Source organism: Photorhabdus caribbeanensis (assembly GCF_018448885.1).
Taxonomy (GTDB): domain Bacteria; phylum Pseudomonadota; class Gammaproteobacteria; order Enterobacterales; family Enterobacteriaceae; genus Photorhabdus; species Photorhabdus caribbeanensis.
In genome coordinates, this window is the sequence record NZ_RCWB01000004.1 from 1 (window position 1) to 21,852 (window position 21,852).

Genomic DNA, 21,852 nt, shown 5'->3' on the forward strand with positions numbered 1-21,852 from the left:
TTTGTGGTAAACCGATTAAATAATCGCCCCCGAAAAACCCGGGGAGGGAAAACCCCGAATGAATTATTTAAAGGAATACGAACATGTTTACTTCCGGATTAACGATGTTGCACTTATTATGTGAATCCAAGAGGTATTAATGACTTTATTATATTTGGTTTTTTTTGATCTTTTGAGGATTAGAGCTACTTATTTTTGTAGTTATGTTTTAGTCTGGTTGGTGAAGTAATATCTCTGTGTTTTTCTGATCAAATTCAAGGCTGAGTGATAAATAGATACATTTATTAGCATCATTGATTTTAAAATTCGTGTAGAATGCGCAACCACGGAGTTAGGATGTATGATGTATTTTTTGACATCCTATGCGATCAAATGTATTAAAATCAGTTTGTTATGATTGAATTCCACCATAACATATTGATTGATATATAACACGACGCCTGTGAAGGCGACAACAGAGGTTGCTCAATGAGCGGTAAGACACAGAAATCTGAAAAGTTACAGAAAATTCTCGCGCGTTCCGGTCACGGTTCCCGCCGCGAAATAGAAGGTTATATTCAACAAGGGCGCGTCAGTGTTGACGGTAAGATTGCGACTTTAGGCGATCGCCTTGAAGTTCAGCCCGCCACGAAAATTCGTCTCGATGGCCGGATATTAAATATCAAAGAATCGCAAAAAGCGGTTTGCCGTGTTCTGGCTTATTACAAACCAGAGGGTGAGCTTTGTACTCGTCATGATCCAGAAGGGCGGCCAACGGTTTTTGATCGTCTGCCTAAATTGCTAGGTTCCCGCTGGATAGCGGTTGGGCGTCTGGATGTGAATACTTGTGGTTTGTTGCTATTTACCACGGATGGTGAACTGGCTAATCGTTTGATGCATCCAAGCCGTGAGGTTGAACGCGAATATGCTGTCCGTGTCTTCGGTGAAGTTGATGATGCTAAATTGAGACAATTGGCTAAAGGCATTCAACTGGAAGATGGCCCCGCCGCATTCCGCACTATCGCGTTTAAAGGCGGTGAGGGGATGAATCAGTGGTATAACGTCACGCTGACAGAAGGACGTAACCGTGAAGTTCGTCGTCTTTGGGAAGCAGTTGGTGTACAGGTGAGTCGTCTTATTCGTGTGCGTTATGGTGATATTGGTTTGCCAAAAGGCTTACCACGCGGGGGATGGACAGAACTGGGTCTGGAGCAGACTAACTATTTACGCCAATTAGTGGGTTTGAATGAAGAGACGGTTTCTAAAGTGGCTGTGGGACCTGATCAACGTCGCCTTAAAGCTAACCAAATTCGCCGAGCGGTTAAACGCCATGCTCAAGTCGCATCGCGTCCAGCCGCAGGCAAGCGTCCGGGCAGTTCACGCCAGAAGACGGGGCGAACAACCGCACCAAAAAGCCGTTAAGTTTTCTGGGCCTCGTGTTATAGCGGGGCCTTTTTTACCAATCGATCCCTTTTCGTGCCTTAATACCGGCGTCAAAGGCATGTTTTACCGGCCGCATCTCTGTGACGGTATCTGCCATTTCCAATAATTCACGATGACAACCGCGACCAGTGATAATAACGGATTGGTGCTCCGGTCGGTGTTTGAGCGCAGTAATCACTTCTTCCAGAGGAAGATAGCCATAACTCACCATATAAGTCAGTTCATCCAGAACAACCAGCGCTAAATCGGGATCAGATAGCATCTCTAACGCATGGCGCCATACTTGGCGGCAGGCTACAGTATCGGTTTCCCGGCTTTGAGTTTCCCAGGTAAAACCTGTCGCCATAACATGGAAATTCACTCCATGTTGTTCTAGCAGGTTTTTTTCGCCATTCTCCCATGTACCTTTGATAAATTGGATCACGCCGGCACGAAATCCATGACCTATCGCACGGGTCACTGTGCCAAATGCCGCAGTGGTTTTGCCTTTACCATTGCCGGTAAAAACAATGAGAATACCCCGTTCTAACTGGGCGGCTTCAATGCGGGAATCTACTTTTTCTTTTAGGCGTTGTTGTCTTTTTTGATGTTGGTTGTCATTGATTGTCATTATTCGGCTGGCCCTGCTTTGCGTCCGGGTTGGGCATCAAAACTGATGCCTGTTTTATGCAGACTATCTCTGCCCATAAGATAAAGATACAGCGGCATAATATCTGCCGGTGTTTTCAGTTTAGCAGAATTTTCGTTAGGGAATGCGCGGGCGCGCATATTTGTGCGTGTACCGCCGGGATTAATACAGTTAACGCGCAGAGAAGTGTGTTTATATTCTTCGGCTAAAACTTGCATCATGCCTTCGGTTGCAAATTTAGAGGCTGAATAGGCTCCCCAACCACAACGACCTTCGCGACCAACGCTCGAACTGGTAAAGATTAATGATCCGTCAGGTGATTTCAATAATAGCGGCAATAAGGCTTGCGTTAACATAAAGGTCGCATTGACGTTGACTTGCATAACATCATGCCATAATTGGACGGGTTGCTCTGCCATTGGCGCGACAGCTCCCAATAAACCGGCATTATGCAATACGCCATCCAGACGCGGATAATGTTGCGCTAAATTGTCAGCGAATGCCTGGCACTCTTTAGCTGTGACGGTAAGCAGATCCATTGTGTAAATAGTTGCAGGGGCATCACCTGCTTGTTCAATCTCTTTTTGGACAGCTTCCAGTTTGTGTGTTGTTCTGCCAAGTAAGATCACTTGTGCGCCGTAACGGGCATAAGTCAAAGCCGCTTCACGGCCAATACCCTCTCCAGCGCCTGTCACTAAAATAATGCGTTGTTGTAGAAGGTCATGTTTTGGTTGGTAATGTAACATTTGAAGATTTCCTGTTATTGACGGCGCGATTTATTACCGTCGGAGGCCGTTCGGGCTATCAAAACAGAAAGTTATATATTGAGTCAAATTTGCCAAGGTTGATTGCTCAGGAGATAAACGGAGAAACATTGCAGGTTATAGCGGTTTGCATAAGTTTTTATGGTGCGGAGTTTCTTGTTGTCTGATTTATAAAGATAATGCTGTGTTGGTAGTTATTTGTTTTTAGCTAATGTATAATTTTTCTTCATCAGAGATTGAGTATTTAATCTAATTTCGTACCGGAGTGATTATGATCCCAATACAAACAGAGAGAACAGCCCTTCTAATTTAATTGATTTGTTAAATCTTACATTAGAAGGGGAAAACATGAATTACTCAAAGGTTGATATAGCGCTCTGGGATAGGAAAGAGCATTTCTTGCATTACCGTAATGTCGTGCAATGCGGATTTAGTCTAACAACAAAGATTGATATTACCCATTTGTTATCTTCGTTGGTAGAAAAACGATATCAATTCTACCCAACCATGATTTATTTAATATCTAAAGTTGTGAACTCTTACTCTGAGTTCAGAATGGCTATAAAAGATGAAGAATTAATTGTATGGGAGGGTGTAAATCCTGCGTATACAATCTTTCACCAGGAAACTGAAACATTCTCAGCGGTTTGGACTGAGTTCAATTCTGATTTGGCAGAGTTTATGAAAAACTATTCTGCTGATTATGAAACCTATAAAGATGATCTTTGCTTTTTTTCTAAACCAGAACTACCTGAAAACCACTTTCACATATCGTCAGTGCCGTGGGTAAGTTTTGATGGATTTAACCTGAACATAGCGAATTTTACGGATTATTTTCCGCCTATATTTACAATGGGAAAATTTTACCAAAATGGAAATCAAACTCAGTTGCCTTTGGCAATTCAGGCGCATCATGCTGCTTGTGATGGTTTCCATGTGGGACGTGTTATTAATAGCTTACAAGAGCTATGTAACGATTTTATTTAGTTGAAGCCAACTTGAATTATTTATGCTAATAGCCATCAGTTAACACTGGTGGTTTTCACGATGAGAGAAGCATTTAAGGTACTGGCGCATCAGCATAACTCTGACGAAATCGAAGCAGAGTTATTTTTACCAGTATAGAAGTAAGCCTTACATGAGACTTTCCGTTCAAATGTCGTAATGGCAACTTAAGTAGCTGAAGTTGGTCGGGATCATGATTATGACTGGGCTATTGCCGTACAAGCGGTGGGTTGTTAAATTTGTTGAACTAGAGGTTCAATGCGGCTACTATCATGTTAAGTGATATAAATTTGTATCATGCTAAGCACTGTTTAATTTCGATTTCCCAATGTTAGGGGGCTATGTGAGAACTGAACATACTAGATCTATACAGACCATTAGCCACTCAACAGAAGTTATCAATTCTTTTTTTGATGAACCGTCACAGAGGATGTTTTCTGTTAGACGCTTAAGTTGTAGAGTTGATATTAAGCGTCAATTGTTTATTGTGACTGTTGAAAACATAAACAACTCAAGCAAGTTCAAGGTGATCCCATACGCTGAACTTACTGTTTGTAAAGACAAGATAAGATATCTTGTAAATCCGGCATATCAGTATCCTGAACTGGAAGATAGATTGTCTTCAATAAACATCAATATTGAAAAAACTGTTTGTGATTTTATTCAGAAATATGCTCCTGTTGCTAGTGTGTAGTTGAGATAAAGATGGCTCCTAATCTGAACGATTCATATATTAAAGATTTAAGTAGAAAACCTGACTGTATAAAAGAAGAGATTGTAGAGAAGTTCTATCACTTATCAAAAGATGGTGATTTATTAGAGGTAATTGAATACCTCTTAAGTGGTGGCGAGTATCATTACTACATAGGGATCATTCGATTAGGATGCTTCACTGAAGATTACTATAAGTCTCAGTCTTTTGAGATGCTTGATAGTGGTTACGATGAACAAGAAATTATTCAGTATCTAATAGATCTTGATATGCACAATCCTGATGAGGATGAGTTAATAGGTCGCATTGCATACAATGATTTTAATTTCTATGACGATGGTATAAAAAAGACAGGCAAGCAGATAAAGGGGGCATTTATTTCGCCAGATTATCAGGCAGCAGGTCTGGGGCGTTCAATATACAGAAGGCTAGTCTTAAAGCACAATCATATTATTTGCGATAATATTCAAAGTGTTGCTGGTGGTACATTGTGGGCGAGCGGAATAATAGCATTAGCTGATGTTAGGGTGTATGACACCATGCGGCATAAATTTATCGATGTGCTGACAGAGGGTGGAATTGGGATTAATGGCGTTAAGCCTTGGAGTGTTACACATGAACTTTCTCGGTGGGAACCGAACTCGATGTCTCATGATTGTTGCCATCATATCGTTAACATTATAAGCAAAGATAAATTGTACAACTAAACCCGCTTCGGTGAGTTTTTTCATATATGCCGCTTAATTGCGGTTTTTTGTATTTAAAATAACCATAGGTGAAGATATATCATTGATTAAAGATGTCATTTCATCATTTTTTGGGAAAGTTTAGGAATGGAAATGGTCGGAATATTTGCATCTAGAACCATTTTGCGGCGTGTCCTTTTATGTGGTTCTATACAGTGGTTTTGTTGATATTGAAGTTAGGATACTAAAGGAGATCTGTGATTCTGCAATCTATCCCTTGATCCCCCATTTCTTCATCTAATGGTGTAGAATTAGCTATTGGGACCGATATACTGGACGTTTTTATTTGTGCGTAATTGTGTGCATCGTTTTATTGAATGCGAATTAATTATAATATATTGTTTTTAAATGAAAAAAATCAAATACATTTATTTGGTAAATGTCTAAGAAACAAAAGGTGAATTTTGTGGAATACTTATCTCTTTACGGGTTGTTTTTAGCCAAAGTAGTTACGCTGGTGTTGGCGGTTATTGCTCTGGCAATATTCGGTATTGGCCTGGGAATGCGGAAATCTTCACTAAAAGGAGAACTGAAACTTACCGATCTTGGTGAGTCATATCGGGATAAACAGCGTCAAATGCAGCGGGCGCGCATGACAGAAGCGGAAGGGAAAATCTGGCAGAAAGAGTTTAATAAGCAACAAAAACTCGAATCCAAGCAGAAGAAGAGTGACGCTAAGGCAGGCCATAAAGGGGTACAGAAACCTTGCCTTTATGTACTGGATTTTAAAGGAAGTATGGATGCACACGAAGTCGATTCATTACGTGAAGAGATTAGCGCAATTCTAGCCGTGGCAGATGCAAAAGATGAAGTGTTGCTACGTCTGGAAAGTCCCGGAGGTATGGTGCATGGTTATGGATTGGCGGCCTCTCAGCTTGCCCGTTTGCGCCAGAAAGGTATTCGCTTGACTATCGTGGTAGATAAAGTTGCTGCCAGTGGCGGCTATATGATGGCTTGTGTTGCTGATCGTGTGGTTGCTGCACCTTTTGCCATTATTGGTTCTATTGGCGTGGTCGCTCAGATTCCGAACATTCATAAGCTATTGAAGAAAAATGATATCGATGTAGAACTCCACACGGCGGGTGAATATAAACGTACACTGACTGTGTTGGGAGAAAATACAGAGCAGGGACGGAAAAAATTTCAGGAAGATCTGAATCAGACTCACGAACTATTCAAAGCGTTTATCCATACACATCGCCCATCACTTGACGTAGAAAGTGTGGCGACAGGCGAATATTGGTACGGCTCACAGGCGAAAGAGAAGGGATTGATTGACGAAATTGGTGTCAGCGATGATCTGTTGATTGCTCAAATAGATAATTGTGAAGTTATTGGCGTCAGTTATACACGCCGTAAACGCATGGTAGAGCGTTTCACCGGCAGTGCAATGGAAAGTATTGATAAACTGTTATTGCGCTGGTGGCAAAGAGGGGAGAAGCCTCTGCTTTAATTAAGATTCTGCTATTTTGGATTAATTATCTTGGCGTCCCCTAAGGCGTTCTATTTCGACGTTCAGGGACGCCTTGATATATTGCTTAATTGTAATGTGCTAATTGAACAGAGCGACGCTTATTCTCATGATGCTATTCCACTGAAAAACCAGCTATTTTGACCCTGTTAAAATATTACAGGTGTTACATAATTTGCTTTACATCCCCCTTCCTGCTTGTGATGAGCCGCAGGCTTTTCTACACCAATAGTTGATACGCTGGCTTTGCGTTTATCTGTTCTGCTTAGCTGATCTTCAAACAAGTCCAAGTCACTTTTGCACAGCGCTATTGGCGTCTTTAAACGCATTATGAAAATCCTCGAAGAACGGCAACATACAATAATATTCATAAGGAAATAAAGTATTATGGCTATTTCACAATACGATATTCATACCAGTCATGCTGTCATCTCTGTTGCTGATACGGGAGGTGATGGATTACCGGTCCTCCTTATACATGGTAATTCAAGTTGTAAAGAAGTTTTTCGTCATCAAATTAACTGTTTTGGTGACGAATACCGGATTTTAGCTATTGATTTACCAGGACACGGCGCTTCATCAAATGCAGTGGACCCTCGCCGGACCTATTCGATACCTGGCTATGCCCTTTGCATCATCGAAGTACTGGAAAAATTAGGCATCGATAAAGTTGCTGTTTTTGGATGGTCACTGGGGGGGCATATCGGTTTGGAGCTGATCCCGCGATTCCCAGGGATTGTTGGGCTAATGATTTGTGGCACGCCGCCGGTTAGCCCAGGTGCAGAAAATGTCAGTCTTGGATTTAAACCAAGTCGGTTTATGGCAATATCTGGTAAGGCTTTGCTGACAGAAGAGGAAATTACGGATTATACCCAAGCGTTGTATGGGGAAAATGCACTTTGTGAGCCGTTTTTAAGAGCCGCAGTGGCGCGGACCGATGGTTTGGCCCGGCAATATATGTCTGAAGCATCGGTTTCACCGGACGTTATGGATCAACGGTTATTGGTTGAAACAAACCCAACACCACTAGCTATCGTTAATGGTGCAGAAGATTTATTTGTTAATATTGATTACATTAACGGGATAACCTACAAAAATCTTTGGACTGGTCAGGTGTATAACTTGCTCAACTTGGGACATGGGCCATTCTGGGAAGCGCCAGAGCAGTTTAATCGTTTAATGGCGGGTTTTTTCTCTGATCTCACCTTGGAAGCGTAATTGATACCTGTAGTTTATCGCCAGAGGCGCTTTATATACCCGGCAGATATATTTTTATATCGTTTTCATATATCTGCCTATTCATTGCTCAATAAATTTTTTTTATTAATTCCCGAGATAATCGTGTTTCGATAGCATATACGTCAGGTGCTTGAACATATTGAAAATGGCAGGACTTTTGATTGTGGGTAAACCACTTTCGTTTAGAAAAGATTCACCATCAATACTAATACATCTCCTTTTTGTTCTACTCTATTTATATACATGCTATGAATAAAATCTTCATGTTGGCGGATAATACAACCGGCTTTTTTTAGTCATTGATTTCGTTTAATCGGCGTTGTTTTGTTCTGTCTTTTCCTGTCCTTATCAAAAATAATTTGTTGCGCATCATTTTTTATCAGGTAGAGTGTGAACTTTTCATCATGCAGATGGAAGATTTTGTTTACGGTGATCACTTCATCCATTTGCATAGCACATGGGCGGTATCTAAAATACCTTAGATAATTCAATATGTTTCGAGTTTGGGGAAATCAACTGAATAAAAATAAGTTGATATATTGAGAATCTATCGCAATATAAAAAGAGGTTTTAAATACCGTGATATGGCGCAGTGAATTCCACCATCTGAAAAGATAATTAGGTAAAGATAACTATGGGTAAAGCTCTTGTAATAGTGGAGTCCCCGGCAAAGGCCAAAACAATCAACAAATATTTGGGGAGTGACTACGTGGTGAAATCCAGCGTTGGTCATATCCGTGATTTGCCGACCAGTGGCTCAGCCAGCCAAAAGAGTTCGAGCTCATCTACCGATAAGTCTAAGAAGAAGGTTAAAAAAGATGAGAAAGCTGCATTAGTCAACCGTATGGGGGTTGATCCATACCGTGGTTGGGAAGCGAATTATCAGATTTTGCCGGGCAAAGAGAAGGTCGTGGCAGAGCTAAAATCATTGGCTGAAAAAGTTGATCATGTTTATCTCGCAACGGATCTTGACCGTGAGGGAGAAGCCATTGCATGGCACTTGCGGGAAGTGATTGGTGGTGATGGCGATCGTTTTAGCCGGGTTGTTTTTAATGAAATCACTAAAAATGCCATCAAGCAGGCATTTGATAATCCGGGTGAATTAAATATTCACCGGATAAATGCTCAACAAGCTCGCCGTTTTATGGATCGAGTCGTGGGTTATATGGTTTCTCCGCTACTGTGGAAAAAGGTTGCCAGAGGGCTTTCCGCCGGTCGTGTGCAATCGGTGGCGGTACGCCTTGTGGTAGAAAGGGAGCGTGAGATTAAAGCGTTTGTGCCGGTAGAATATTGGCAATTGCATGCTGATTTGCTGGCGAAAGGCGAAATTTCACTGCATATGGAAGTGACCCATCAGCAGGGTAAACCGTTTAAGCCGGTTAATAGTGAACAAACCCAAGCCGCCGTCTCTTTGCTGGAAAAAGCCCGTTACAAGGTGATCGATCGTGAAGATCGTCCAACATCCAGCAAACCGAGTGCGCCGTTTATCACATCTACGTTGCAACAGGCCGCCAGCACGCGTTTAGGGTTTGGTGTTAAAAAGACCATGATGATGGCTCAGCGTTTGTATGAGGCCGGATATATTACTTATATGCGTACTGATTCGACTAATTTGAGTCAGGATGCGCTGGATATGGTTCGTGGTTATATCAGTGATAATTTTGGCGATAAATACCTGCCAAAAGCGGCCAATACTTACAGTAGTAAAGAGAATTCACAGGAAGCGCATGAAGCGATTCGTCCTTCCAGTGTTGATATCATGGCAGAACAACTGAAAGATATGGATGCGGATGCACAGAAGTTGTATCAGCTAATTTGGCGTCAGTTTGTGGCTTGCCAGATGACACCGGCGAAATACGATTCCACAACATTGACTGTACAGGCGGGTGATTTTGAATTGCGTGCCAAAGGTCGTACATTGCGTTTTGATGGCTGGACAAAAGTGATGCCTGTATTGCGCAAAGGTGACGAAGACCACACGTTGCCGGTTGTTGAAATTGGTACAGAACTTGATTTGCAACAACTGATCCCAAGCCAGCACTTCACCAAACCACCGGCACGTTACAGTGAGGCATCCCTGGTTAAAGAGCTGGAGAAACGCAGTATTGGTCGGCCATCCACTTATGCTTCCATTATCTCTACGATTCAGGAGCGTGGTTATGTTCGCGTAGAGAGTCGCCGTTTCTACTCAGAGAAAATGGGGGAGATTGTTACTGATCGTCTGGAAGAGAATTTCAACGAGCTGATGAGTTATGATTTTACTGCGCGAATGGAAGATCAGCTTGATCAGGTTGCAAGTAATAAAGCCGAATGGAAAGGGGTTCTGGATGAGTTTTTCACTGATTTTAGTGAACAACTAGACGTAGCTAATAAAGAACCGGAAGAGGGTGGCATGCGCCCCAATCCGATGGTTATTACCTCTATTGAGTGTCCGACATGTCAGCGCTCTATGGGCATTCGAACGGCAACTACCGGCGTTTTCCTGGGTTGTTCTGGCTATGCGTTGTCACCTAAAGAGCGTTGTAAACAGACGATAAACCTTATCCCTGAGAATGAAATTCTTAACGTCTTGGAAGGGGATGAGGCGGAAACAAACGCATTGCGCGCCCGCCGTCGCTGTAAAAAATGTGGTACGGCGATGGACAGCTACCTCATTGATAACCAACGTAAATTACATGTTTGCGGTAATAACCCTGCTTGTGATGGTTATGAAGTGGAAGAGGGTGAATTTCGCATTAAGGGATATGACGGCCCTGTTATCGAATGTGATAAATGTGGCGCTGAAATGCACCTGAAAATGGGGCGTTTCGGTAAATACATGGGCTGTACCGATGAGGCTTGTAAAAATACCCGTAAGATCTTGCGTAGTGGAGAAGTCGCGCCGCCAAAAGAGGACCCGGTTCCGTTACCAGAGCTTCCTTGTGAAAAATCTGACGCCTATTTTGTATTGCGCGATGGTGCCGCTGGCGTATTTTTAGCGGCAAATACTTTCCCTAAATCTAGAGAGACCAGAGCGCCATTGGTAGAAGAGTTAGCGCGTTTTAAAGAGCGTCTGCCGGAGAAATTGCGCTATTTGGCTGATGCTCCTGTGGCAGATGCTGAAGGCAACAAAACAGTTATCCGTTTCAGCCGTAAAACTAAACAGCAATATGCTTCTTCGGAGAAAAATGGCAAGGCAACGGGTTGGAGTGTGTTTTATGTTGATGGAAAATGGGTTGAGAAAGATAAAAAGTAACAAATTTTGACAGAATCAACACTCTCTTTTTCTTAGAAAAGGGATTATTTTCTTCTATTAAGCCAACCTAATAGGTTGGCTTTTTTCGTCTATAGGCAGTATCTTAAAATATATGAATTAGAGTCGCGCTAAACATTCATTATGAATTTTCAATTATTCGTTATATAAATATATAATCGTGTTATAGTGGTTATATGCGACATCAATATTATTTCTATTCGTTATAATAAATAGCAAACAGCAATATCAGTCCAGGTTTCTAAGTCATAATTGTTCACAGCGTTTATTTTGGGATGGTGTTTATATGAAATTGCAACAGCTTCGTTACATCGTGGAGGTGGTAAACCACAACCTTAATGTTTCATCTACGGCAGAAGGATTGTATACATCTCAACCAGGGATAAGTAAGCAAGTCAGAATGCTTGAAGATGAATTAGGCATTCAGATTTTTTCCCGTAGTGGTAAACACCTGACGCATGTTACTCCCGCAGGTGAAGAGGTTGTCCGAATTTCTCGTGAAGTATTATCTAAGATTGATGCAATACGGTCAGTTGCTAGTGAACATACTTATCCGAATCGTGGTTCGCTATATATTGCTACTACCCACACACAGGCCCGTTATGCATTACCTCCTGTGATTAAAGGCTTTATTGAACGTTATCCGCAGGTTTCTTTACACATGCATCAAGGGTCGCCAACGCAAATTGCTGAAGCTGTGAGTAAAGGTAATGCTGATTTTGCTATTGCAACTGAGGCACTGCATTTATATGAAGATTTGGTCATGTTGCCTTGTTACCATTGGAACAGGACGCTGGTGGTGACATCAGATCACCCGCTGGCAGGTAAAGAGAGCGTTTCAATTGAAGAATTGGCTGAATATCAACTGGTCACTTATACATTTGGCTTTACTGGTCGTTCTGAGTTAGATGTTGCATTCGATAAAGTGGGTTTAAAACCTAAAATTGTTTTCACGGCGACGGATGCTGATGTGATTAAAACTTATGTCCGGTTAGGGTTAGGTGTGGGGGTTATTGCCAACATGGCGGTTGATCCGGTACAGGATAAAGATCTGGTTTGCATTGATATGCGTGATAAATTCGGCTATAGCACAACTAAGATTGGTTTTCGTCGCAGTAGTTTCTTACGCAGCTACATGTATGACTTTATGTGGCGTTTTGCGCCTCACTTGACGCGTGATGTTATTGATCAAGCAGTTGCTTTACGCTCAAATGAAGATATCGAAGCTATGTTCAAAGATATCAAATTACCGATCGTATAATGAAATAATTAGGGAGCTAATATTGCTATTAGCTTCCTAATTTTGTTTATCAGTTGGATTCAAACTCACCACTGAAGAAGTCATCAGACTCTTCTATTGATGTTTTTCTGTGTTTGTTAATGAAACTATCAAAACTGGCTTTAATCTCAGGATTTTCTAGCGCTTCATAGTCTAGGATCGATATTAAGGATGAATACTCAAAATCAATGTTGACATTTTCATTGGAAGCACAACTTGATAAAAAGTTTGAATTAGTGCTATCAAAATTAACTCGATAGAGTTTTAGTTTCGGAATATATACGGTCTTATCTCCTACAATCAAGGTATCGATCGCAATTGTCAGTGTTACAGTAGAATAGAAGCCTTTATTTTTCCGTATACCTAAGCGGATCGTTTCCCCTTGTTTAGTAAGGAACTTAGCGAAATCTGGCAGCATATCTGTATTTTCAAATACAACCACATTCATAATGAAATTAAGGAAACTTTTTGAGATGCTTAAACCATTTAATGAATCGGTGTAATTTTTCGATTCAACTTTGCTGGTGCCCATTATAGGTAACTTGTTAACCACTTTACTCCAAAAATCCATATCTGTTTTATATTGTTCTCCATACTTTTCCGCGTATTTATTGACATAATTGGTTGCAATGGAGGAAAGTGCAATTAATGTTTGACTTAATCTATTAGTTTTCTCTATAACTTCTGGTTTATCAGATAATTGTTTGGCTATAATGAACTGAACTAAACCATCTTTTTCGTTATATTTATTGGTATTTTCTATATTAAAATAAGCATCGTCGATGTGAAAGAACGTATTAGCTTCATTGATTTTTGCGATATGTTCCTGGTTATGTGTAATTGCGTTTTTTATATCCATTATTTTTTCCTTGTTTTTTTAATTGATAATTTAAATTCAATTGAATTGTTAGCGAACTAATTCTAGCTGATTATCATTCGATTGTTTACCCGACTAAATTATCAAAATTTATTACTGAAATTCTGATAAATACACTGCATTGACCCATTGTGCGGTAATAAAAAACAAATATTTGCTTATATGTTATGTTTAATATGTGCCATTATCATTAAGGTAGTTTTGAGTTATGCCAGTATAAGAAGAAGGAGGAGTTATGTCGTTTGATTTGAAAAAGGTTTGTGTTTCAACACTTTCCGCTGCAAGTAAACAATATGATTATTACAGCTTACCACTGGTTGCTAAACATTTGGGGGATATTTCCCGTTTGCCCAAATCCATGAAAGTGCTTCTGGAAAATCTTCTTCGCAATATTGATGGCAATTCTGTTGTTGATGATGATTTGAAAGCGCTTATTGATTGGCAGAATACCGGCCATGCAGATAGAGAAATTGCTTACCGGCCGGCACGTGTATTAATGCAGGATTTCACCGGTGTTCCTGCCGTTGTTGATTTAGCGGCTATGAGAGAAGCGGTTCAGCGTCTTGGTGGTGATGTTGAACAAGTTAATCCACTATCACCCGTTGATTTAGTTATTGACCATTCAGTTATGGTGGATAAATTCGGCACGGAAAAAGCCTTTGAACAAAATGTTCAATTAGAAATGGAACGGAACTATGAACGTTATCTCTTTCTGCGTTGGGGGCAGAAAGCATTTAACCGTTTTCGTGTTGTTCCGCCAGGAACGGGAATTTGTCATCAGGTCAATCTGGAATACCTGGGAAAAACGGTTTGGCATGAAATGCATAACGGGCGGGAGCTGGCTTATCCTGATACCTTAGTTGGTACTGATTCTCATACCACCATGATCAATGGCCTGGGTGTCTTAGGGTGGGGTGTAGGGGGTATTGAAGCTGAAGCAGCTATGTTAGGGCAACCTGTTTCCATGCTTATTCCTGATGTGGTGGGTTTTAAACTTACCGGCAAGTTACGCGAAGGGATTACCGCAACAGATCTGGTACTGACAGTAACTCAGATGCTGCGTAAACATGGCGTGGTCGGGAAATTTGTAGAATTTTATGGGGATGGGTTAGCTGATTTGCCGCTGGCAGACAGGGCAACTATTGCTAATATGTCGCCGGAATATGGTGCAACTTGCGGTTTCTTCCCGGTAGATGATATTACTCTGAGCTACATGCGGTTGACAGGGCGTACGGAACAGCAGATTGCGCTGGTGGAAGCCTATTGTAAGGTTCAGGGATTATGGCGAAATCTTGGTGATGAACCGGTATTTACCAGCACTCTTGAGCTGGATATGTCAACAGTGGAAGCGAGCCTCGCTGGACCAAAGCGTCCACAAGACAGAGTGGCTTTAGCGCAAGTACCTCAAGTATTCCAATCAGCCGTTGATCTGGAAATAAATAAATCCCAGGGGAAAACCGCCTCAGCGCCAGTTAATCAAGATAACCAGAAGTATGAGTTAGCAGAGGGGGCGGTCGTTATTGCGGCAATAACTTCTTGTACCAATACATCTAATCCCAGCGTACTGATGGCTGCGGGTTTGTTGGCGAAGAAAGCGGTTGAGAGGGGGCTTAAACGCCAACCGTGGGTGAAAACTTCACTGGCGCCCGGCTCGAAAGTAGTGACGGATTACCTTGAACTGGCGGGTTTGATGCCATATCTGGAGAAACTGGGCTTCAATCTGGTTGGTTATGGTTGCACAACTTGCATTGGTAACTCTGGGCCACTGCCTGAATCTATTGAAATTGCGATTAAGCAAGCTGATCTTACCGTCGGCGCCGTCCTTTCTGGCAACCGAAACTTTGAAGGCCGTATCCATCCTCTGATAAAAACTAACTGGCTAGCGTCGCCGCCGTTGGTTGTGGCGTATGCTTTATCCGGCAGCATGAAAAAGGATTTGACTAAAGATCCCCTTGGTCAAGATCAACAAGGCAATGATATCTATTTGAAAGATATATGGCCTGATAGCAAAGAAATTGCTGAAGCCGTTGATCAAATTAAGGCTGATATGTTTCACAAAGAGTATGCGGAAGTCTTTGATGGTGATGAAACATGGCAATCGCTGGATGTTGCCAGCTCGGCAACTTATCACTTCCAGCCTGATTCTACTTATATTCGCCACCCGCCGTTCTTTAGTGAAATGACAGCAGAGCCAGAAGCAATAACGGATATTCACGGTGCGAATATATTGGCTATTCTTGGGGATTCTGTCACCACAGATCATATTTCTCCGGCGGGGAATATCAAAGCTGACAGCCCGGCAGGGCGTTATCTTCAAGAACATGGCGTTGAACCTAAAGATTTTAACTCCTATGGCTCAAGGCGCGGTAATCATGAAGTGATGATGCGTGGAACGTTTGCCAATATTCGCATTCGTAATGAGATGATTTCTGGTGTAGAAGGAGGATATACCCGCCATATTCCGTCACAGACACAATTAGCGATTTATGATGCGGCTATGCGTTATCAGGAAGAAAAAACGCCATTAGCTATTATTGCGGGTAAAGAATATGGTTCCGGTTCGAGCCGCGACTGGGCAGCGAAAGGGACTCGATTATTGGGCGTTAGAGTGGTGATCGCGGAATCATTTGAGCGGATTCACCGTTCGAATCTGATTGGTATGGGCGTATTACCATTGGAATTTCCTCATGGCGTAAATCGTAAGACGCTAAATCTGCAAGGTGATGAGACAATTGATATTGAAGGGATGAATAACCTCAAGCCGGGACAGATTGTACCGGTGAAAGTGACTTATGTGGATGGGCGTAAGGAAATCATTAATGCCCAGTGTCGTATTGATACCAGAACTGAATTAGATTATTTCCACCACGGTGGTATCCTGCATTATGTTATTCGCCACATGTTGAAATAGTTTTTGCAGCATACTAAAGACGGCACTGATTATTTAGGCGCCGTCTTTACCTGCTAGTTTACTGAAAAACTAATTTTGCTCAGGTAACAAATGCCCCATTTTTCTGGCTTTGGTGTCCAAGTAATAAGCATTTTTAGGATTCCGGCCGGTAATTAATGGAACACGTTCTACGATATTAATACCTGCTTCGGTCATAATTTCCACTTTTTTGGGATTATTTGTCAGCAGACGAATAGCTTGAACGCCGAGTAATTTATACATATCTGCACATAGGGTGAAATCACGCTCGTCGGCGGCAAAACCTAACTGATGGTTAGCTTCTACAGTATCGATACCATTGTCTTGTAATGCGTAAGCTCGAATTTTATTGATTAAACCGATATTACGGCCTTCTTGCCGATGGTAAAGTAATACACCTCGCCCTTCTTTAGCAATCTGAGCAAGGGCGGCTTCAAGTTGAAATCCGCAATCACAACGTAGACTAAACAGGGCGTCACCGGTCAGGCATTCTGAATGGATCCTGGAAAGAACGGGCTCATTGCCAGCAATAGCACCGTATACTAATGCGATATGATCTTGACCTGTGGCGACTTCTTCAAAGCCGACCATTAAAAAATCGCCCCAAGGAGTAGGTAACTTGGCCTCAGCGACTCGTTTTAATTGCATTTTATTGCTCATATGTTGATTCAGACTCGTTGCAAGACATATACCCGTCATCTTTCAAATTACCTCTTTGTTGGCTGCGCTCACTCACCCCAGTCACATAGTTATCTATGCTCCCGGGGATTCGTTCCCTTGCCGTTACGATGCATCTTGAAATCCATAGGGTATAGATGTGGAAAACAATATCGGTCTGGGAAATCAGCGGACACTGCATAAAAGATTTTCTCTGATTATAATGCGGCGTATTTTGCCATATTTACTGAAAATTATCTGTCAAAAACTTTCAAATAATCATATATAAATAGCAGTGATGGCACTAACATGCTAACGCTGAACAGGTTTTTAAAATGTGTATAAAAATAGTCTGGTGTCAGATATGAATCAATTTCTCAAACCCATTATTATCGCAACTCTGATTCTATTGTTACCACCTGTAGCAGTATTGATGGTAGGTTGGCAATGGCAGCCTATGAGTGAGTATTTATGGCTTGAAATACTGTATTGGATTACGAATACTTCTGGTAAGCCGTGGTGTTATCTGGTTTTTCTGTTCTTTATTTTAGGGCTGTTACTGTTGTTCGCGACTTCGGTTAGACAGGGGGGAGTATTGGTCGCTGTTGTTATGGCGCTCCTTTTAACGGGGCAAGGCATAAAGATTTTGGTAAAAAATACCACTAAAGAGCCTCGCCCCTATGTTATTTGGTTAGAAAAAAATTATCGGGTGCCAACAGATGAGTTTTATCAGCACCAACGAAAACAGCGGGCTGAGTTGTTGCAACGCTATTTAAAAGCTGATGACCGTATTCCACAATGGCAACTTATTCATTGGAAAAGAGAGACTGGATATGCTTTTCCTTCTGGGCATACCTTGTTTGCTGCAAGTTTGTCACTACTTTTAGTTGGTTTTTTATGGCCGCGTCGTCGCTATATTTTATCTATAATTGTGACGATATGGGCAATGAGTGTTTTGAGTAGCAGGATGGCATTAGGTATGCACTGGCCGCAGGATATTATCACATCAACGTTAATTAGCGCGGTACTAGTGATGGCTATTTGTTATCTCACAGAAAAATGGCGGTTGATTGACGACAAAAAGGATTTGGCGGAGTAATTGCTTCTTATTTACACTTAATCGATGGGAAGATAGCGTAAAATAGCTGAAAGGCGCATTTATCATGATAAATTGCTTCCTTTATCCAGACTGGAAATGCTAATTTAATGAGCCGTTATCCAGCATAATGTCCAAGCAACAATAGATAACAGGAAAAAATGTGAAATATTTTCTGATTTTATTACTGGTGTTGGTGATCTTTGTCATCTCGGTGACTCTTGGATCAAATAACGATCAGGTTGTTACATTTAACTATCTGATTGCTAAAGGGAATTACTCTGTATCTACACTTTTAGCTGTATTGTTTGCTAGCGGTTTCGTGTTAGGTTGGGTTATTTGTGGATTATTTTATCTTCGTGCTCGTTTGTCATTAGGAAGAGCGGAACGAAAGATTAAGCGACTCGAAGCGCAACTGGAGCAACCTGCTGAGCCTTCGGTTACTCATTCATCGCTTGCACTTAGCAAGGAATAAACTCCTATGTTAGAGCTGTTGTTTCTGCTGCTTCCTGTGGCCGCTGCTTATGGCTGGTATATGGGGCGCAGAAGTGCTCAACAGGATAAGCAACAAAATGCTGATCGCTTATCACGGGAATATGTTGCCGGGGTTAACTTTCTCTTATCAAACCAGCAAGATAAAGCTGTGGATCTGTTTCTTGAAATGCTTAAAGAGGACAGTTCTGCTTTTGAAGCTCATTTGACTTTGGGGAATTTATTCCGTTCCAGGGGTGAAGTAGAACGGGCTATCCGCATCCATCAATCTCTCATGGAAAGCGCTTCTCTGACATTTGATCAGCGTCTGCTTGCGACGCAACAATTGGGCCGCGATTATATGTCTGCGGGTTTGTATGATCGTGCTGAAAATATGTTTGCTCAATTGGTAAATGAGAAAGATTTTCGGGAAAATGCGCTTCAATCGTTGCTGGCTATTTATCAATTAACCAGTGATTGGAAAAAAGCCATTGATATCGCTGAAAAATTAGTCAAATCCGGCAAGCATGATTTACGGGAAAAAATTGCTCATTTTTATTGTGAACTCGCTTTGCAGGAGATGAGTAGCGATGATCTTGATGAGGCTATCAGTTATCTCAATAAAGCGGTTCAGGCAGATAAAAACTGCGCTAGAGTTTCCATCATGTTGGGGCGCCTGTTTATGGCCCGCCAAGAGTACATGAAAGCAGCGGATGCTTTAAAATCGGTTCTTGAGCAAGATAAAAAGTTGGTTAGTGAGGTGTTGCCTATTCTCCAGGAGTGTTACCAGCATCTGAATCAGATTGATGAATGGGAAGATTTCCTGAGACGTTGTGTAGAGGAAGATTGTGGGGCCACGGCTGAACTTTTGTTGGCTGATATTATCGAGCAGCAAAAAGGGCGTGAAGTCGCACAAATTTATATCAACCATCGATTAGAGCGTCATCCGACCATGCGCCTGTTTTATCGCCTGATGGATTACCATTTGGCCGAGGCAGAAGAGGGACGGGCGAAAGAGAGTATTATCTTGCTGCGGGACATGGTTGGTGAGCAAATTCGTACCAAACCTAATTATCGCTGCCATAAATGCGGCTTTACTTCTCATTCACTTTATTGGCACTGTCCATCATGCCGTTCGTGGGATTCAATTAAACCGATCCGTGGATTAGATGGTCAGTGACATAGTGTCATCATAATGTTGCTTTGTTAGTCAAAAAGGTTAAAAAATGACATCTCATACCTTAACATCATTCGGTAGACAGATTAGCTCGCCTGTCATTGTTGCTTTAGATTACGATAATCAGGATGCGGCGCTGGCTTTTGTCGATAAAATTGATCCGCAAGATTGTCGTCTGAAAGTGGGTAAAGAGATGTTTACCCTTCATGGTCCGCAGTTTGTTAAGTTATTGCACCAACGTGGTTTTGAAGTATTTTTGGATTTGAAATTCCATGATATTCCTAATACCACCGCCAGAGCGGTAGCTGCGGCTGCTGAAATGGGGGTTTGGATGGTAAACGTACATGCGAGTGGCGGCGCCAGAATGATGACAGCGGCGAAAGAAGCGCTGCTGCCTTATGGTCATAATGCGCCGTTGTTAATTGCTGTCACAGTATTAACCAGCATGGAACAATCGGATCTGCAAGGCACTGGTATTGATATAACGCCCGCGCAACAGGCCGAAAGGTTGGCAAAACTGGCTCAGGCATGCGGGCTAGATGGTGTGGTTTGTTCTGCGCATGAAGCTCAGCAACTGAAAAAAGTTTGTGGTCAGCATTTTCAGTTAGTTACTCCCGGCATTCGCCCGATGGGCAGTGATGCGGGCGATCAGCGCCGTATCATGACGCCGGAACAGGCGGTATTGGCTGGTGTTGATTATATGGTTATTGGGCGTCCGATTACCCGTGCCGCCGATCCTGCGGCAGCATTGCGTCAGATTAATCAATCTATTGCAGGAGTGATTAATGCAAGATAATAATTCGCGCCTAGTCTATTCCACAGACAGAGGGCGTATCCAGGAAGAAACAGTTAAACCTCAGCGTCCAAAAGGTGATGGTATTGTTCGTATTCAACGTCAAACCAGTGGTCGCAAAGGAAAAGGGGTTTGTGTAATTACCGGAATTGATGCTGATGATCAGGCACTGATTAAACTGGCGGCTGAATTGAAGAAAAAATGTGGCTGTGGTGGTTCAGTAAAGGATGGTGAAATAGAAATTCAAGGTGATAAAAGGGATTTATTGAAACAGTTACTTGAAGCCAAAGGTATGACAGTTAAATTAGCTGGTGGTTGACAGAAGGGCGGATATTCGCCCTTCATTTATTCTATTCCTCAGTTTCATTATTAGTAGTGCTTAATGTATTTTTTTATTTTTCAATAATATTCCCAAGTATTTAAATTAAAAAATAATTCACAATAAAAATATAATATGGATTATTGTAAATAATATTTTAATATTATTTTTTCTTTTAAAAATAAATTTCTATTTTTTGATTGATATAATAAGCAAGAAACAGTAGTGGGAAATTTAATATTATTTCTTCGTTTCTTTGATAATATTCTTATTTAAAAGGGCTATCATGTGGAAATGAGCAGTTTTGATGAAAAAGGTGATAAGTATTATAATTTGTTTTAAATCATACAGATAACAATTTAAATCCATTTTTTTAGTAAAGAGGTTGACTATGGAGAATGATCGTTCTACCATGAAAAACATGGAAGGTGAGCAGGAGCCCAACATCAGGGAAAACATGTTGGATGTTGTAGAGGAATTGATTTACACCAGGGGGATTGCGGCGACAGGTATCGATCTGATAACGCGCACGACAGGTTCTTCACGTAAAACAATTTATCGTTATTTTGGTACGAAAGAGGGGTTGATTGAAGCAGTTCTTCGTCGGCGAGATGAACGCTGGATGCGGTGGTTTACTTCATCAATAGCTGAATATAAAACGCCTAAAGATAAATTGCTGAATATTTTTCTGGTATTACAAGGATGGTTCTCAAATGATGATTTCAGAGGATGTGCATTCATCAATACATCCGGTGAACGGCCTAATCCAGATGATCCGGTAAGAATAATTGCTAAAGAACATAAAGAGAAAGTTTTTACTTACGTACTTTCTATTTGTGAAGAAATATCGCCAGATTCATCAGTGGATTTAGCGAGGAAGCTCCTACTCTTAATAGAAGGCGCTATTACAACTGCGCATGTGATGAATGATACACACTATGCTTTAGAGGCGATGAATATTGCCAGGGCATTGCTGAATAAATACGATGTGAGTTAATGAAGTTTAATTATAAT

General features: G+C 41.5%; 20 protein-coding genes and 2 pseudogenes. 16 read left to right on the forward strand and 6 right to left on the reverse strand.

Annotation, left to right across the window (positions count from 1 at the left end; translation table 11 throughout):
- Both EAE90_RS04200 and rluB read left to right on the forward strand, forming a co-directional pair.
- Positions 1-102: pseudogene (locus EAE90_RS04200) on the forward strand (IS30 family transposase); the annotation flags it as partial.
- A 366-nt stretch (positions 103-468) separates the two neighbouring features.
- Positions 469-1,401 carry a 23S rRNA pseudouridine(2605) synthase RluB gene (rluB, locus tag EAE90_RS04205; RefSeq protein ID WP_214052413.1) on the forward strand — a complete coding sequence of 311 codons (933 nt, stop codon included), beginning with the start codon at positions 469-471 and terminating at the stop codon, positions 1,399-1,401.
- A 34-nt stretch (positions 1,402-1,435) separates the two neighbouring features.
- Here rluB and cobO read toward each other — a convergent pair whose 3' ends face one another.
- A complete protein-coding gene (cobO, locus tag EAE90_RS04210; protein ID WP_246550349.1) occupies positions 1,436-2,032 on the reverse strand; it encodes a cob(I)yrinic acid a,c-diamide adenosyltransferase in 597 nt (198 codons plus the stop codon).
- On the reverse strand, positions 2,032-2,796 hold the full coding sequence (locus EAE90_RS04215) for a YciK family oxidoreductase (RefSeq protein ID WP_214052414.1): 765 nt from the start codon (positions 2,794-2,796) through the stop codon (positions 2,032-2,034). Before EAE90_RS04215 ends, cobO begins: the two co-directional genes overlap by 1 nt.
- A gap of 366 nt (positions 2,797-3,162) precedes the next feature.
- Here EAE90_RS04215 and catA point away from each other — a divergent pair, with 366 nt between their 5' ends.
- The 4 genes from catA to sohB all read left to right on the forward strand — a co-directional run bounded on the left by catA (position 3,163) and on the right by sohB (position 6,730).
- The gene (gene catA / locus EAE90_RS04220; protein WP_214052415.1) at positions 3,163-3,801 is read left to right on the forward strand and encodes a type A chloramphenicol O-acetyltransferase; all 639 of its coding nucleotides are present in this window, start codon (positions 3,163-3,165) and stop codon (positions 3,799-3,801) included.
- Between the two features lie 361 nt (positions 3,802-4,162).
- A complete protein-coding gene (locus tag EAE90_RS04225; protein ID WP_214052416.1) occupies positions 4,163-4,513 on the forward strand; it encodes a hypothetical protein in 351 nt (116 codons plus the stop codon).
- 11 nt (positions 4,514-4,524) lie between these two features.
- A complete protein-coding gene (locus EAE90_RS04230; RefSeq protein WP_214052417.1) occupies positions 4,525-5,238 on the forward strand; it encodes a hypothetical protein in 714 nt (237 codons plus the stop codon).
- 445 nt (positions 5,239-5,683) lie between these two features.
- Positions 5,684-6,730 carry a protease SohB gene (gene sohB, locus EAE90_RS04235; protein WP_214052418.1) on the forward strand — a complete coding sequence of 349 codons (1,047 nt, stop codon included), beginning with the start codon at positions 5,684-5,686 and terminating at the stop codon, positions 6,728-6,730.
- 167 nt (positions 6,731-6,897) lie between these two features.
- On the opposite strand, the gene EAE90_RS04240 is transcribed toward sohB, so the two are convergent.
- Positions 6,898-7,077 (reverse strand): hypothetical protein, encoded by a 180-nt coding sequence (locus EAE90_RS04240; RefSeq protein ID WP_214052419.1) that lies wholly within the window; start codon positions 7,075-7,077, stop codon positions 6,898-6,900.
- A 58-nt stretch (positions 7,078-7,135) separates the two neighbouring features.
- On the opposite strand from EAE90_RS04240, the gene EAE90_RS04245 reads away from it, so the two are divergent.
- Positions 7,136-7,966, forward strand: a complete 831-nt coding sequence (locus EAE90_RS04245; RefSeq protein ID WP_214052420.1) for an alpha/beta fold hydrolase — start codon at positions 7,136-7,138, stop codon at positions 7,964-7,966.
- Positions 7,967-8,071: 105 nt separating this feature from the next.
- Here the strand turns inward: EAE90_RS04245 and EAE90_RS24420 are convergent.
- Positions 8,072-8,343: pseudogene (locus EAE90_RS24420) on the reverse strand (DUF2498 family protein).
- A gap of 278 nt (positions 8,344-8,621) precedes the next feature.
- Between EAE90_RS24420 and topA the strand changes: the two are divergent.
- Together topA and cysB are read left to right on the forward strand one after the other, a co-directional pair.
- Positions 8,622-11,222, forward strand: coding sequence for a type I DNA topoisomerase (topA, locus tag EAE90_RS04255; protein ID WP_214052421.1), 2,601 nt, complete (start codon positions 8,622-8,624; stop codon positions 11,220-11,222).
- A 304-nt stretch (positions 11,223-11,526) separates the two neighbouring features.
- Complete coding sequence (gene cysB / locus EAE90_RS04260; RefSeq protein WP_065388674.1) at positions 11,527-12,501, forward strand: HTH-type transcriptional regulator CysB; 975 nt, start codon at positions 11,527-11,529, stop codon at positions 12,499-12,501.
- A 49-nt stretch (positions 12,502-12,550) separates the two neighbouring features.
- Here the strand turns inward: cysB and EAE90_RS04265 are convergent, their stop codons facing one another.
- Positions 12,551-13,378: a hypothetical protein gene (locus tag EAE90_RS04265; RefSeq protein ID WP_214052422.1), complete on the reverse strand. Its 828-nt coding sequence runs from the start codon at positions 13,376-13,378 to the stop codon at positions 12,551-12,553.
- A 253-nt stretch (positions 13,379-13,631) separates the two neighbouring features.
- On the opposite strand from EAE90_RS04265, the gene acnA reads away from it, so the two are divergent.
- Complete coding sequence (gene acnA / locus EAE90_RS04270) at positions 13,632-16,307, forward strand: aconitate hydratase AcnA (protein WP_214052423.1); 2,676 nt, start codon at positions 13,632-13,634, stop codon at positions 16,305-16,307.
- 69 nt (positions 16,308-16,376) lie between these two features.
- On the opposite strand, the gene ribA is transcribed toward acnA, so the two are convergent.
- Complete coding sequence (gene ribA, locus EAE90_RS04275) at positions 16,377-16,973, reverse strand: GTP cyclohydrolase II (protein WP_214052424.1); 597 nt, start codon at positions 16,971-16,973, stop codon at positions 16,377-16,379.
- Positions 16,974-17,346: 373 nt separating this feature from the next.
- Here ribA and pgpB point away from each other — a divergent pair, with 373 nt between their 5' ends.
- The 6 genes from pgpB to EAE90_RS04305 all read left to right on the forward strand — a co-directional run bounded on the left by pgpB (position 17,347) and on the right by EAE90_RS04305 (position 21,835).
- Complete coding sequence (gene pgpB, locus EAE90_RS04280) at positions 17,347-18,081, forward strand: phosphatidylglycerophosphatase B (protein ID WP_214052425.1); 735 nt, start codon at positions 17,347-17,349, stop codon at positions 18,079-18,081.
- Positions 18,082-18,241: 160 nt separating this feature from the next.
- A complete protein-coding gene (locus EAE90_RS04285; RefSeq protein ID WP_036805770.1) occupies positions 18,242-18,553 on the forward strand; it encodes a LapA family protein in 312 nt (103 codons plus the stop codon).
- Between the two features lie 6 nt (positions 18,554-18,559).
- Positions 18,560-19,729, forward strand: coding sequence for a lipopolysaccharide assembly protein LapB (gene lapB / locus EAE90_RS04290; RefSeq protein ID WP_214052426.1), 1,170 nt, complete (start codon positions 18,560-18,562; stop codon positions 19,727-19,729).
- 46 nt (positions 19,730-19,775) lie between these two features.
- Positions 19,776-20,522 (forward strand): orotidine-5'-phosphate decarboxylase, encoded by a 747-nt coding sequence (pyrF, locus tag EAE90_RS04295; RefSeq protein WP_214052427.1) that lies wholly within the window; start codon positions 19,776-19,778, stop codon positions 20,520-20,522.
- Positions 20,512-20,838 (forward strand): stress response translation initiation inhibitor YciH, encoded by a 327-nt coding sequence (gene yciH, locus EAE90_RS04300; protein ID WP_214052428.1) that lies wholly within the window; start codon positions 20,512-20,514, stop codon positions 20,836-20,838. Before pyrF ends, yciH begins: the two co-directional genes overlap by 11 nt.
- A gap of 391 nt (positions 20,839-21,229) precedes the next feature.
- Entirely contained in the window at positions 21,230-21,835 is a 606-nt protein-coding gene (locus tag EAE90_RS04305; protein WP_214052429.1) for a TetR/AcrR family transcriptional regulator, read from the forward strand.
- Positions 21,836-21,852: the final 17 nt, after the last annotated feature.

Excerpts from the sequence above, each read along its gene's own strand:
- lapB (WP_214052426.1), top strand. The coding sequence starts at position 18,560 with ATGTTAGAGCTGTTGTTTCTGCTGCTTCCTGTGGCCGCTGCTTATGGC.
- acnA (WP_214052423.1), top strand. The coding sequence starts at position 13,632 with ATGTCGTTTGATTTGAAAAAGGTTTGTGTTTCAACACTTTCCGCTGCA.
- yciH (WP_214052428.1), top strand. The coding sequence starts at position 20,512 with ATGCAAGATAATAATTCGCGCCTAGTCTATTCCACAGACAGAGGGCGT.
- cobO (WP_246550349.1), bottom strand. The coding sequence starts at position 2,032 with ATGACAATCAATGACAACCAACATCAAAAAAGACAACAACGCCTAAAA.
- EAE90_RS04245 (WP_214052420.1), top strand. The coding sequence starts at position 7,136 with ATGGCTATTTCACAATACGATATTCATACCAGTCATGCTGTCATCTCT.
- EAE90_RS04215 (WP_214052414.1), bottom strand. The coding sequence starts at position 2,796 with ATGTTACATTACCAACCAAAACATGACCTTCTACAACAACGCATTATT.
- EAE90_RS04265 (WP_214052422.1), bottom strand. The coding sequence starts at position 13,378 with ATGGATATAAAAAACGCAATTACACATAACCAGGAACATATCGCAAAA.
- ribA (WP_214052424.1), bottom strand. The coding sequence starts at position 16,973 with ATGCAATTAAAACGAGTCGCTGAGGCCAAGTTACCTACTCCTTGGGGC.
- rluB (WP_214052413.1), top strand. The coding sequence starts at position 469 with ATGAGCGGTAAGACACAGAAATCTGAAAAGTTACAGAAAATTCTCGCG.
- topA (WP_214052421.1), top strand. The coding sequence starts at position 8,622 with ATGGGTAAAGCTCTTGTAATAGTGGAGTCCCCGGCAAAGGCCAAAACA.
- EAE90_RS04305 (WP_214052429.1), top strand. The coding sequence starts at position 21,230 with ATGGAGAATGATCGTTCTACCATGAAAAACATGGAAGGTGAGCAGGAG.
- EAE90_RS04240 (WP_214052419.1), bottom strand. The coding sequence starts at position 7,077 with ATGCGTTTAAAGACGCCAATAGCGCTGTGCAAAAGTGACTTGGACTTG.
- cysB (WP_065388674.1), top strand. The coding sequence starts at position 11,527 with ATGAAATTGCAACAGCTTCGTTACATCGTGGAGGTGGTAAACCACAAC.
- pyrF (WP_214052427.1), top strand. The coding sequence starts at position 19,776 with ATGACATCTCATACCTTAACATCATTCGGTAGACAGATTAGCTCGCCT.
- catA (WP_214052415.1), top strand. The coding sequence starts at position 3,163 with ATGAATTACTCAAAGGTTGATATAGCGCTCTGGGATAGGAAAGAGCAT.
- EAE90_RS04230 (WP_214052417.1), top strand. The coding sequence starts at position 4,525 with ATGGCTCCTAATCTGAACGATTCATATATTAAAGATTTAAGTAGAAAA.
- pgpB (WP_214052425.1), top strand. The coding sequence starts at position 17,347 with ATGAATCAATTTCTCAAACCCATTATTATCGCAACTCTGATTCTATTG.